Annotated in this window: 12 protein-coding genes; 5 read left to right on the forward strand and 7 right to left on the reverse strand. The window is 62.3% G+C overall.

Going from position 1 to position 12577, the window contains the following annotated elements:
* Positions 1 to 293: 293 nt before the first annotated feature.
* Positions 294 to 2657: a DNA polymerase II gene (locus tag KXR72_RS19740; RefSeq protein WP_437422800.1), complete on the forward strand. Its 2364-nt coding sequence runs from the start codon at positions 294 to 296 to the stop codon at positions 2655 to 2657.
* A gap of 6 nt (positions 2658 to 2663) precedes the next feature.
* On the opposite strand, the gene KXR72_RS19745 is transcribed toward KXR72_RS19740, so the two are convergent.
* Entirely contained in the window at positions 2664 to 2879 is a 216-nt protein-coding gene (locus KXR72_RS19745; protein WP_437422801.1) for a hypothetical protein, read from the reverse strand.
* Positions 2880 to 3128: 249 nt separating this feature from the next.
* Between KXR72_RS19745 and KXR72_RS19750 the strand changes: the two genes are divergently transcribed.
* The 3 genes from KXR72_RS19750 to KXR72_RS19760 all read left to right on the forward strand — a co-directional run bounded on the left by KXR72_RS19750 (position 3129) and on the right by KXR72_RS19760 (position 4522).
* A complete protein-coding gene (locus KXR72_RS19750; protein ID WP_437422802.1) occupies positions 3129 to 3530 on the forward strand; it encodes an MbcA/ParS/Xre antitoxin family protein in 402 nt (133 codons plus the stop codon).
* On the forward strand, positions 3530 to 4210 hold the full coding sequence (locus KXR72_RS19755) for an RES family NAD+ phosphorylase (RefSeq protein WP_437422803.1): 681 nt from the start codon (positions 3530 to 3532) through the stop codon (positions 4208 to 4210). The genes KXR72_RS19750 and KXR72_RS19755 overlap by 1 nt, the downstream gene beginning before the upstream one ends.
* Positions 4211 to 4315: 105 nt before the next feature.
* Positions 4316 to 4522: a DUF3079 domain-containing protein gene (locus tag KXR72_RS19760; protein ID WP_437422804.1), complete on the forward strand. Its 207-nt coding sequence runs from the start codon at positions 4316 to 4318 to the stop codon at positions 4520 to 4522.
* A gap of 9 nt (positions 4523 to 4531) precedes the next feature.
* Here KXR72_RS19760 and KXR72_RS19765 read toward each other — a convergent pair whose 3' ends face one another.
* From KXR72_RS19765 to KXR72_RS19790, 6 genes are read right to left on the reverse strand one after another with little or no spacing between them, the layout of a single operon-like run.
* On the reverse strand, positions 4532 to 6487 hold the full coding sequence (locus tag KXR72_RS19765; RefSeq protein WP_437422805.1) for a response regulator: 1956 nt from the start codon (positions 6485 to 6487) through the stop codon (positions 4532 to 4534).
* Positions 6477 to 7331 carry a sensor histidine kinase gene (locus KXR72_RS19770; protein WP_437422806.1) on the reverse strand — a complete coding sequence of 285 codons (855 nt, stop codon included), beginning with the start codon at positions 7329 to 7331 and terminating at the stop codon, positions 6477 to 6479. Before KXR72_RS19770 ends, KXR72_RS19765 begins: the two co-directional genes overlap by 11 nt.
* Positions 7324 to 8334 (reverse strand): ATP-binding protein, encoded by a 1011-nt coding sequence (locus KXR72_RS19775; protein ID WP_437422840.1) that lies wholly within the window; start codon positions 8332 to 8334, stop codon positions 7324 to 7326. The genes KXR72_RS19770 and KXR72_RS19775 overlap by 8 nt, the downstream gene beginning before the upstream one ends.
* Positions 8331 to 8735 (reverse strand): anti-sigma regulatory factor, encoded by a 405-nt coding sequence (locus tag KXR72_RS19780; RefSeq protein ID WP_437422807.1) that lies wholly within the window; start codon positions 8733 to 8735, stop codon positions 8331 to 8333. The genes KXR72_RS19775 and KXR72_RS19780 overlap by 4 nt, the downstream gene beginning before the upstream one ends.
* Entirely contained in the window at positions 8732 to 9094 is a 363-nt protein-coding gene (locus tag KXR72_RS19785; protein ID WP_437422808.1) for an STAS domain-containing protein, read from the reverse strand. Before KXR72_RS19785 ends, KXR72_RS19780 begins: the two co-directional genes overlap by 4 nt.
* Positions 9095 to 9946 carry an STAS domain-containing protein gene (locus tag KXR72_RS19790; protein WP_437422809.1) on the reverse strand — a complete coding sequence of 284 codons (852 nt, stop codon included), beginning with the start codon at positions 9944 to 9946 and terminating at the stop codon, positions 9095 to 9097.
* 516 nt (positions 9947 to 10462) lie between these two features.
* Here KXR72_RS19790 and KXR72_RS19795 point away from each other — a divergent pair.
* A complete protein-coding gene (locus KXR72_RS19795) occupies positions 10463 to 12577 on the forward strand; it encodes a putative bifunctional diguanylate cyclase/phosphodiesterase (protein ID WP_437422810.1) in 2115 nt (704 codons plus the stop codon).

The following is a 12577-nucleotide window of genomic DNA, read 5'->3' on the forward strand; positions in this document are numbered from 1 at the left end:
GCGGCAAAGCGCTTGGAAGGGCTGGCGTTTACGCGTTAGCGCGGGCTGTCGCGAGAATGATCCCGGCGGGCGCATCCTGAGGAGAGCGTGGGCATGTAGGGTCCGTCGTTATTGTTAGTAGAGGTTGTCGTACAACCTTCCTCAGTATTGTGCCCGTTTGGACCCTTGTCAAAGCGGATTGCTGATTTATTGGGCATCTCTTCAAGAGAGGAGGTCGTATGACTTGCCGCCCGCGCACCCTGTCGCTACGCCACGTAGAATGCTCGGCTTCTATCTGCAACGGGGCGTGACACGTGGATTTGCAGCAGGGCTTCGTCCTGACCCGGCACTGGCGCGACACCGCGGAGGGCACCGAGGTGGAGTTTTGGCTGGCCACCGACAGCGGGCCGCGCCGGCTTCGCGTGCCGAACCAGATCTCCGTGGCCTTCATCCCGGCAGCGCAGCGGCGCGAAGCCGAGCGCCTTTTGACGGGTGAACGCGACGTCGAACTCCGCCCACTGGAGCTGACCGATTTCCGCCATCGGCCGGTGCTCGGTCTGTACTGCAAATATCATCGCCAGTTGATGGGCTTGGACAAGCGCCTGCGCGCGGCCGGGGTGAGCGTCTACGAGGCGGATATACGGCCGCCGGAGCGCTACCTGATGGAGCGGTTCATTACCGCGCCGGTCAGCTTCACCGGCCAACCCGACGCCGGGGGCGTGCTGAGCGAGGCGCAGATCAGACCAGCCCCGGATTATCGCCCGCGGCTGCGGCTCGTCTCGCTGGATATTGAAACCACCATGCGCGGCGAGCTGTATTCCATCGCGCTGGAAGGTTGCGGCCAGCGCCAGGTGTACATGCTCGGGCCGCCAAATGGCGACGCGACTGATGTGGACTTCGCGCTTGAGTATTGTGACCGCCGTGGTCAACTCATCGAGCGGCTCAACGCCTGGATGGCCAAGCATGACCCGGACGCCATCATCGGCTGGAATGTCGTGCAGTTCGATCTGCGCGTCCTGCGCGAGCAGGCGCAGCGCCATGGCGTGCCGCTGCGTATCGGGCGTGGTGGTGAGGAGATGGCCTGGCGCGAACATGGGCACCGCAGCCAGCACTACTTTGCCGCGGTGCCCGGCCGGCTGGTGATCGACGGTATCGAGGCGCTGCGCTCGGCTACCTGGAGCTTTCCCTCGTTCAGCCTGGAAAACGTCGCGCAGACGCTGCTCGGCGAAGGCAAAGCGATCGACACGCCGTATCAGCGCATGGACGAAATCAACCGCCTATTCGCTGAGGACAAACCCGGCCTGGCGCGCTACAACCTCAAGGATTGCGAACTGGTCACACGCATCTTCGAGAAGACTGAGCTGCTGATCTTTCTGCTCGAGCGCGCCACGGTAACTGGGTTACCGGCTGACCGCAGCGGTGGCTCGGTGGCAGCCTTCGAGCATCTCTACATTCCGTTGATGCACCGCCAAGGCTTCGTCGCGCCCAATCTGGGCGAGCGGCCGCCGGAAGCCAGCCCGGGCGGCTTCGTGATGAATTCGCAGCCGGGCCTGTACGAATCGGTGCTGGTATTGGACTACAAGAGCCTGTACCCCTCGATCATCCGTACCTTTCTGATCGATCCGGTGGGGCTGGTCGAAGGCCTGCAGCAGCTCGGTGACAGCGACTCGGTGCCGGGTTTTCGAGGCGCTCGTTTCTCCCGCACTCGGCATTGCCTCCCGGCAATCGTCGAACGCGTATGGGAAGGGCGGGAGACGGCCAAACGCGAGGGCAACAAGCCGCTTTCGCAGGCGCTGAAGATCATCATGAACGCCTTCTACGGCGTACTCGGCTCAAGCGGCTGCCGCTTCTTCGACCCGCGCCTGGCCTCGTCCATTACCTTGCGCGGGCACGAGATCATGCGCCGCACCCGCGAACTGATCGAGGCCGAGGGTTATGCGGTTATCTATGGCGACACCGACTCCACCTTCGTCTGGCTCCGCCGTGCCCATGACGACGAATCGGCTGCGCGCATCGGCCGGCAACTGGTGCAGATCATCAACGCCTGGTGGCGTGAGCACCTGCAAGAAACATTTGGCTTGCAGAGCGCGCTGGAGCTGCAATTCGAAAGTCATTTCAAGCGTTTCCTGATGCCTACCATTCGCGGCGCAGAGGAGGGCAGCAAGAAGCGCTACGCAGGCTTGGTTACCCGCGCCGACGGCAGTGATGGGCTGGTCTTCAAAGGGCTGGAAACGGTACGCACCGACTGGTCACCGCTTGCTCAGGCGTTCCAGCAGGAACTCTACCGACGCATCTTCGACGACGAACCCTATCAGGAGTACGTCCGCGACTATGTCAGCCGTACCTTGGCCGGTGAGCTGGACGACCAGCTTGTTTTTCGCAAACGCTTGCGCCGCCGCCTGGACGACTACGAGCGCAACGTGCCGCCGCATGTGCGGGCGGCGCGTATCGCCGACGCGTACAACCTGCAGCAGGGGCGCCAGCGGCAGTATCAGAGCGGCGGTTGGATCAGCTACGTCATGACAGTTGCTGGCCCCGAGCCGCTTGAAGTGCGGCGCGCGCCCATCGACTACGACCATTACGTGTCCCGCCAATTGCAGCCGATCGCTGATGCCATCCTCCCGTTCGTAAATGACAGTTTCAGCGCGTTGATCGACGATCAGCTCGGTTTGTTCTAACGCCTTTCAGCCTATCTCGCTTCTGGCCAGCACCATCACGACGCCCAGGAAATAGAGCCCGATCAGGGTCACGCTTTCAAACCCGATGCGGCCCAGGCCCTGCTTTTCACGGTGTAACAGCCCCATCAGGAGTACACCGGTCATGAGGATCGACAGCGCGATCCAGAGCAGCACACTGCTGGAGATGTGGTGATAAATCGAGCCGCCTCGATAGGGCGACAATACCGATCACGACTGCGCACGCGAACAGAAGGCCGATGCTGACGGATAAACCCATCGTCTCAAGGTTGGGTATCACGCGTTCTCCAAGTGGCTCGGTTCCTCAAGCGTTGTGCAAGGTAGAACGGCAGCCAACACCAGGGTTCCATGCGCAGGGCTTGATGTAGTTTGTTCGTATATGAATATAAAAATTGAAAAGTTACGTATGCGTAGTAGTCTGTAGGTGTCTTGATAACCAGACGGAGCGCCCGAATGAACCCAGTACAGGCGGCCAGCAAGCCTGATATCAGCTCACCCGATGCGGGCCGGGTGGCGCTGACGTTCTTTTTCAACCTCATGGGGTTGTGGAAGTGCAGCGCCGAACAACAGCGAGTACTGCTCGGGTCCGTCGGCAACACCACATACTTCAAGTACAAGAAGTTGCCCGAAGTACGGCTACCGCGTGACACCCTGGAGCGCATTTCCTACCTGATGGGCATTCACAAGGCGCTGCGCATCATTTTTAGCAACCAGGCCGAGCGGGCCTACGAATGGGTGCATAAACCCAACGAGGCTGCGCCTTTCAACGGCCACAGCGCGCTGGACTACATGCTTGGTGGGCAGGTCGTCGACCTGGCCGACGTGCGCCGTTACCTCGACGGGGTGCGAGGCTGATGCCACGGCAGGACGTGCTACCCGGATGGCGAAAAGCTTATCGGCTGATCAACAGCTCCTACCCGCCGCTGAGTGTGTTTGAGGACACGCTCGATCCGGTCGATCTCGACATGGCCTTCGCCATCGAGGCGATGACCAACGACCGGCTGCGGGACGAGGCTGGCATGCTGCAGCGGGTGCCGCCAGGCGACCGGGTCAGCGGCCCGGGCTCGACCGTGGTCATGGCGGCCTTCACCCACATCGGCAACGCCAGCCGTTTCAGCGACGGTACCTATGGCGTGTACTACTGCGCCAGTTCGATCGACGCGGCCATCGCCGAGACCAAGTTCCACCAGGAGCGCTTTCTGGCCGCCACCCGCGAAGCGAACGTCGAAATCACGATGCGCGCCTATGTGAACAAGGTGGTCAAGCCGTTGATCGACGTACGCGACCAGGCCGAATTGCACCAGCCGGAGCTGTCGACCTATGCCGGAACGCAGGCGTTCGCCCGTGAAAGGCGGGATGGCAAGACTTGGGGGCTTCTCTACCGGAGCGTGCGTCTGGAAGGCCACGAATGTGTCGCCGCCTTCCGGCCGCAGGCGGTTTCGCTGCCGGTGCAGGGCGCGCATTTCCGCTATGTGTGGGACGCACGCGCCGGTGCCATCACACACGTCATGGAGCTCACCGAGGTGAAGGTCTAGCCGCCCGCTAATCGGCGCGCCCGGCGATTCTTGAGTTCGATCAATTCCATCATGTGCTGGTGTGGTTAGCCTGAGGCCTCACCCTCAAGCACACCGAGGCCGCCAATGGCCAAGAAATTTCCCCTCAACCCACCACATCCCGAGCGCATCTGCTGGGGCTGCGACCGCTATTGCTCCGCCGACTCGCTTGCCTGCGGTAACGGTGCCGACCGCACCCAGCACCCAGCCGAGATGATGGGCGACGACTGGTATCTGTACGGTGGCTACAGCGATCTGATCGCCACGGACAAGCCGGAGGAGGCCGAGGTTTGAAGCTGCGTGTCAGTTGGCCGTGGTTCGGGATTGGTCGAGCATATGGCGCACTTTCGCCAACAGGTCGCCGATCTGGAACGGTTTGATCACCATATCCATTCCGCCAGCCAGGAACCGGTCGCGGCGCACCGCATTCTCGGCATAACCGGTCATGAACAGAACCGGCAACGTGGGGCGGTACGTCCGCGCTGTGTCTGCCAGCTCGCGTCCCGACAGTTGCGGCAGCCCAACGTCAGTCAATAACAGATCCACGCTGGGGTCGCCTTGCAGCACGGTCAGGGCCGTCGCCACATCTCCGGCCTCGGTGCAACGGTAGCCCGCTTCGCTAAGCATTTCGGCCACCAGCATGCGCACCGCCGGCATGTCTTCGACGATGAGAACATGCTCACCCGTGCCTGTAGGCAGGTCGACCGAAGCCATCGACACGGCGGACGCGGCGACGGCAGCAGGCAGCACGAGCGTGACCTCGGTGCCCAGGCCTACCGCACTGCTCAGCCGAACCTCACCGCCCGATTGCCGGGCGAAGCCATAAATCGATGACAGGCCCAGTCCCGTACCCTGGCCAAGCGGCTTGGTGGTGAAGAAGGGGTCGAAGACCTTGTCGAGGAACTCCGGGGCAATGCCTGTTCCGTTGTCTTTGACGGTCAGCAATACATAGCTGCCTGGAGCCAGTTCGGGGTCGTCGACCGCCTGAAACATGTCGGTACGGATGGCAATGGTGCCGCCGGCCGGCAAGGCATCGCGTGCATTGATCACCAGGTTGAGCACCGCGCTTTCGAGTTGGTTGGCATCGACCTGAGCGATAGCCCCGTGATCGCATAACTCCAGATGCAGCGTGATGCGTTCGCCTATGGTGCGCTGGAGCAATTCCTCCAGCGAGCGTATCTGTTCGTTGAGATCGGCCGGGCGGGCATCCAGCGGCTGTTGACGCGCGAACGCCAGCAGACGATTGGTCATCGAGGCGGCGCTACGCGCCGAGTTCAACGCTGTGTCGGCGAAGCGCAATACGGCGTCGGTGCGGCCTTCCTGGGCGCGCTTTTTCAACAGTTCGATGCCGGTGATGATGCCAGTCAACAGGTTATTGAAGTCATGGGCGATGCCACCGGTGAGCTTGCCCAGCGAGTCCATTTTCTGCGCTTGCATCAGCTGTGCTTCGGTCTTGACGCGCTCGGCCACTTCGCGGGCGAGCTCGGTGTTCGCGTCGTCGAGTTGCTGGCGCTGGCTGCGCTCGCGCTGGCGTTGTTCGGTGATGTCCTCGATGACCAACAGCCCGAGTTCAGTTGCCCGGTAGGGCGATACCTGCCACTTGGTCTCGCGCTGGGTGCCGTCGATCTTCATGAGCAGCGTGTTCTGCCAGCGCGCCCCGCTTGCCAGGCATTCACGAAGCTCCGCGAGCTTGGCTTGCTGGCCTGGCGCGACGCACGTGCTGAGGGTCGCGGTGTCCTGCTCGATGCCCAGCAGAAGGCCGAGCGCGCGGTTGCCTTCATGCACGTGCAACTGGGTGTCGATCACCGCAATCGGCGCCGCGACCTGGGAAAAGATGTCGCGAAAGCGCGCCTCGCTGTCACGCAGCGCGTGCTCGGTATCGCGGACGCGCAGCAAAGTGCGCAGCGTGGCGAGGAGCACGTCCGGGTCGACGGGGTGAATGAGGTAGGCGTCTGCGCCGGCGTCCAGCCCGGTAATGATGTCACCCGTCTGGATCGAGGCAGCCGAGACGTGGATGACCGGCAACAGGCGGGTGCGGTCATCCGCTCGCAGCGTCCTGACGATGTCGAACCCGCTCATGTCGGGCAGGTTCACATCGAGGATCAGCCCGCCGATCACTTGTGATTCCAGGACGGCCAAACCTTCGGCCCCCGTTCCGGCCTCGATGACGGAATAGCCGTGTTTCTCCAGCACGCGTCGCATCGCATAGCGCGTAGCGGCATTGTCGTCGACGATGAGTAATCGGTTCCTATGCGGCATCGAATGGCTCCGGCGAAATGGCCACGGGAATGATGACGTAGAACGTCGAACCCACACCCGGCGCGCTGTCTACTCCGACACGCCCGCCGAGCAATTCGGCGAACCGTTTGCACAGCGACAGCCCCAGGCCGGTGCCGCGTAAACGCTTCTGCAGCGGTGTGTCGATCTGGACGAAGTCTTCGAACAGGGTGCTGTGCAGATCGTCCGGGATGCCGATACCAGTGTCCGTCACCGCGAAGCGGACTTCCGAATCACCTTCAGGCCGTACCGACACGCGTATCTCGCCCTGTTGGGTAAATTTGAGCGCGTTGGATATGAAGTTGCGCAAGATCTGCGCGAGCTTCTTGTCGTCGGTATACAGCCGCGGCATGTCCTGCGGCTCCTCGAAGATGAGGGCGACGGCGTCGGTGTCAACGATCGGGCGGAACATGCCACGCAGGGCGGAGAAGAGGTCCAGCATGTCGAACCAGGCCGGCGAGATAGTGATGCGCCCGGCCTCGATCTTGGCCAGGTCCAGCAGATCATCGACCATGTCGCTGAGCTCGGTCGCCGCACCACTGATGAACAACACCTGTTTGTGCTGCTCCGGGCTCAGCGGGCCATCCAGTTCGTCGCTGAGCAGCCGCGTGATGCTGCGGATCGAACCTAACGGCGTACGAAACTCGTGGCTCATATACGACAGGAATCGGCTCTTGAGATCCGATGCCTGGCGCAATTGCTCGGCTTGGGTATCGAGCTCGGCGTACAGCGCTAGCACGCCCTGGTTGGTTTCATCCAGCTCGGCACGCAGCGAGTCGTTTTCGCTGCGAAGCTGCTCGAGCTCGGCCTGGGTCGGATCAGTCATCGATTGCCTCCAGTGAAACCACCATTACCGTTACGTCGTCTCGGCCCCGGCAATAATCCCGGTGGAGCAGGGCAGCGATGATGGCTGGATGACGGTTCGCAAGGCCTGGGTAGTCTTGCAGGTTCCAGCGTGACTGCAGGCCATCGCTATACAGGATCAACAGTTCAGTGCCGTTGGCGGGGTAGTCGTAGGCGACGGCTTTGCGAAACTGCGAGCCGACAATTCCGGGGTGGGAGGCCAGGCCTCGGCTTTTCTCCAGCGTGACGAGGTGTCCGCCGATGTTACCGACGCCGGCGAACCTGAGCGAGGCGGTCGCGCGGTCATAGCGGGCGATCGCCGCCGCGCCGCCACGCGTCCCGGTCATTGCGTGATTCATGTCGGAGAGATTCTGGGCAGGGTCGTCCAATGGTGTTGAGGCGAACACGGCGATCCCGGCTTGGCTGGCCCGCTCAGCCTCGGGCCCATGACCAATGCCGTCTACCACAAGGGCGCTCAGCACGCCTCCGGCCATCACCAGCATCCAGCCGTCGCCGCATGCCTTGTCGTTATTCAGCGAATGCTGGCTGACGCCGAAGCGCAGCCGCAGGGGTGAAACCTTGCGCGGATAGACCTGCGCCAGGACTACGGAGCCGCGCTCATCGGAGTGAACATCGAAGACCTGCGCCAGACGGCCCAAGGCGCCTAGCCCGTTTCCCGGCGTACCTCCCGTAGAAAAACCATCGACCAGGCACTGCTGCGGATTGAATCCGGGGCCCTTGTCGACGGCGATCAGCTCGATGCCTGCGCCATCGTCTGCCGGCACTGATCGAAGGTGAAGGGCGCCATGACGGGCATGTTTGAGGAGGTTGGTCGATAGCTCATTGGAGACGATCGCCACACGGCCAGCATCGGCTTCGTCGAAACCAAGTCGGGCGGCAAGTGCCAGCGCGACGCGTCGGGCCTGGCCGACTTGGCTTTCGTCATCGATGGGCAATACGGTCGTGATGTAGCTGCCTGCGGTCATGCCCATTTGGTGATACTGATCCGTGTGCCGGCGCCGGGGGTGCTGTTCAGCTCGAACTCATCGACCAAGCGTCGGGCGCCGGTCAAGCCGAGGCCCAGGCCACCACCAGACGTCCAACCATCTGTAAGCGCAAGTTTGATATCGGCGATGCCAGGTCCTTCGTCACGAAAGGTCAGGCGAATGCCGGTGCGCGCGCCTTGTTCGACCATGTCCCAGTCCATGTCGCCGCCGCCACCGTACACCACGGTATTTCGCGCCAGCTCGCTGACTGCGGTGACCAGCTTGGTCTGATCGATCAGGCGCATGCCGCAATCTTGGGCCAGCTTGCGCACTGCCTGGCGCGCAAGAACCACGTCCTGCTCGATGCGTACCGCGACGGAGCCGCTGGTGCGCACGTTCATTTAGCGGCCATCCGCTTGTGCAGGAGCTGCATACCTTTCTCAACATTGAGAGCAGTACTCACACCCTGAAGCGTAAGGCCCAGCTCGACGAGGGTAATCGCCACGGCAGGCTGCATGCCGACCACCACGGTTTCAGCATCCATGATGCTGGACAGCCCGGAAATCGAGCTGATCATGCGGCCAATGAAAGAATCGACCATGTCAAGTGCTGAGATATCGATCAGCACGGCGCGGGCGGATGTCGAGCTGATGCGCTCGGCCAGATCGTCTTGTAGCGTCAACGCCAGTTGGTCATGCATGTCGACCTGAATGGTAACGAGCAGGAAATCGCCCATTTGCAGGATTGGGATACGTTCCATTTAGACGACCTTCGTAACGGTTAGGCCGGCGCGGCGCAGGGCCAGCGCCAGCGCATCAGCCAGCGAGGCCTTGGTGACGACCCCCTGAAGATCCAGACCGAGATGCACGATGGTTTGGGCGATCTGTGGCCGCACGCCGCTGATGATGCAGTCGGCACCCATCAGTCGAATCGCCGTTACGGTGCGCAGCAGGTGCTGGGCGACGAGGGTGTCGACGGTCGGCACGCCGGTGATGTCGATGATCGCGATCTCAGAGCCGGTATCGACGATACGCTGCAGCAGCGATTCCATGACGACCTGAGTGCGTTGCGAGTCCAGCGTGCCAATCATCGGCAGTGCGAGCACCCCGTCCCAGAGCTTGACTACGGGCGTCGACAATTCCAGCAGCTCTTCCTGCTGGCGCTGGATAACCGCCTCGCGGGATTTCTGGAAGGTGCGTACGGTCTGAAGACCAAGCTGGTCGATCAGCTCGGACAGCGCCCAGAGCTGCTCGGCCAGCAGCGACGGTTCATCGGTGAATTCGCGTTGCAGCAGAGGCATCAACGGCCGCTTGATAGAGAAGATGAAGCCTGCCGTCTCTTGCGAATCGAAGCCGAGCAAAACGCGGCTGCGTGACAGCTGCTCCAGGAACTGGCGCATGTCCTCCCAGCCGTCGGCGCGCAGATCGAACGTGCTGGAGCGGCCGGCACCGGCGATCAGCAGCTTGAGGAACTCCGCAGTTTGCTGGCGGAACTCCTCGGGTTTGACGTTCCGATAGCCGCCGGTAGCCTCGAGCTCCCGTGTCCATTCATCAAGGAGGTCTCGCTCGTGTTTGGCAATGACAGTGAGGGTGCGCTGTTGCAGAGAGGCCATGGCAGTTCCTATAAACGGGGCGGTGAGGCGAGAGTCGACTTGGATGCGAAATGCATGGCAGCGTTCCAGTGGTGCATGCAAAGGCGAGTCGACTGAAGCGCAAAATCTTCGGCGTGGCCTGTAGAGGCTGGAATTCGGCTGGTGGATGCGTCTGACGCAAGGCGCCAGGCTGCTTCGCGGGTATGCCGATGCCGAGGGGTGAGGAAAAGGGCGCGCCTTGTTAACGAGGCAGGACCGTATCTATACGTGGCGCAGCGGTAGCATTTCGCCTTAACTCCCGGGCTCGGTCAAGGTTCGTTTTGCGCTCGGACGCCATTGCGAGCCCGGGTCCGGGCAACGATGCCGGCTGGCGCTACCGTTCGGCGGGTTTACTGGCGCTTCACTTCAGTGAAACACCGCTGGGCCGACATCGGACGGTGCGGGTCTGATTCCGCTGCAGGGCCATGCCGTGATGGCACTTCGCCTTTGCTGAGTTTTCGGTCAAGATTCGCGCCCATTTCTTCAGGAAGGCAGCCCATGCTGGTCGGTAGCTATAACAACATCCTGGTGTTCTTTTCGTTCGTTGTTGCCGTCCTTGCTTCCTACACCGCGTTGGATATGGCCGGGCGCGTCGCGACCGCCCAGGGTCGCGCGGCACGGTGGTGGCTCGCCGGCGGTGCTTTCTCCATGGGGCTGGGGATCTGGTCCATGCACTTCATCGGCATGCTGGCGTTCAGTTTGCCAATGTCGCTGGGCTACGACCCGCTGATAACAGCCGGTTCGCTGGCTATTTCAATTCTTGCTTCGGCAATGGCGCTGTGGCTGGTGTGCCAGCAGGCACTGCCGTTGAGCCGCCTGGTGCAAGGGGCGCTTTTGATCGGCGCGGGCATCGCGGTGATGCATTACAGCGGCATGGCAGCCCTGCGGATGCAGCCGGGGATCATCTATGACACCGGCTGGCTGATCGCATCGGTGGTGGTTGCCGTGCTGGCATCCGGTGCGGCGCTGTGGCTGGCCTTCCGGCTGCGTGCCGACCTGCAGCATGTCAAAGCTTGGCGCGGCGCGGCGGCACTGGTGATGGGGCTCGCTATCGTCGGCATGCACTACACGGGCATGGCAGCGGCATCCTTTCCCGAGGGCAGCTATTGCGGCGCTGCGAATGGCGTCGATACCAACTGGCTGGCACTGCTGGTCATCGTCGTAACGCTCGCAGTATTGGCGATTACATTGATCGTTTCGGTGCTCGACGCGCGGCTGCAGACACGTACCACCGTGCTGGCCAACTCGCTGGAGAAAGCCAATAGCGAACTGATGCAGCTCGCGCTGCACGACAACCTGACACGACTGCCCAATCGCTTGTTGCTCGAGGATCGCTTGAACCAAGCACTGAACGTAGCGCGGCGCGAACGTTCTTGCTTCGCGGTGATGTTCATGGACCTGGACGGCTTCAAAGCGGTGAATGATGCCTACGGCCATCACATGGGAGACCAGTTGCTGGTCAGCGTGACCGAACGGCTCAGCGCGGGGGTTCGTGCGCAGGACACATTGGCGCGGCTCGGTGGCGATGAGTTCGTCCTGCTCGCAGCCATCAGCGACCCGGAGGACGCCGCTACCTTGGCCGCCAAGCTGGTGCAGCGCATCAGCGAGCCGTTTGTGCTGTCGCGCCACACCTTCAGCGTTTCGCTGAGCATCGGCATCGCCGTATATCCCGGCGATGGCCTCACCGAACGAGACCTGCTGCTGCACGCCGACGCAGCGATGTACCACACTAAGAGCACCGGCCGTAACGGCTACAACTTCTTCGAAGCCTCGATGAATGCCGATGCCGCCGAACAACTGCAGCTGCTGCATGACCTGCGCCTGGCCGAAGCGAAGGGCGAGTTGCGCCTGCATTACCAGCCAAAGTTCGAGGCGCCGGCCGGTCCGGTGCGAGGTTTCGAAGCGCTGTTGCGTTGGGAGCATCCGCAGCGCGGGCTTCTCGCGCCGGACAAGTTCCTGCCGCTGGCGGAGAAAACCGGCCTGATCATCCCGATCGGCTGCTGGGTGTTGAACGAGGCGTGTCGGCAGCTGCGCGAATGGCATCTGCAAGGGCTGGATGAGTGGACCGTTGCGGTGAACTTGTCGGCCGTCCAGTTCGAACAGCCGGACCTGCTGGGTGTTGTCACCGCTGCGATCGAGCGGCACGGCATCCCGCCGGCGATGCTCACCATCGAGGTCACCGAGACCGTGGCGATGCGCAACCCGGACGCCACCATCGAAACGCTGGAACAATTGACTGCCTTGGGCGTCAAGGCGTCCATCGACGACTTCGGCACCGGGTATTCGAGCCTGCTCTACCTAAAGCGGTTGCCCGCTAGCGAGCTCAAGATCGACAGCGCATTCGTCCGCGACATGAGCGTGGGCAACGAGGATTCGGTGATCGTCTCCGCAATCATCGCGCTGGCCAAGGCGCTCGGATTGCAGGTCGTGGCCGAAGGGGTAGAAACGGCTGAACAGCAGCAGTTTCTCACCGGGCTGGGCTGCGAAACCCTGCAGGGCTTCCTGCTTGACCGGCCGATGACGCCCGACCAGATCCGCACGCGCCTGGAGCAGGCGCAGACGGGCCCGACCGTGTTCGCCGGTAGCGTCTGCGACGCCGCAGAGCCGGTTTGA

The sequence above is a fragment of the Stutzerimonas chloritidismutans genome, from assembly GCF_051486945.1.
Lineage (GTDB): Bacteria > Pseudomonadota > Gammaproteobacteria > Pseudomonadales > Pseudomonadaceae > Stutzerimonas > Stutzerimonas chloritidismutans_B.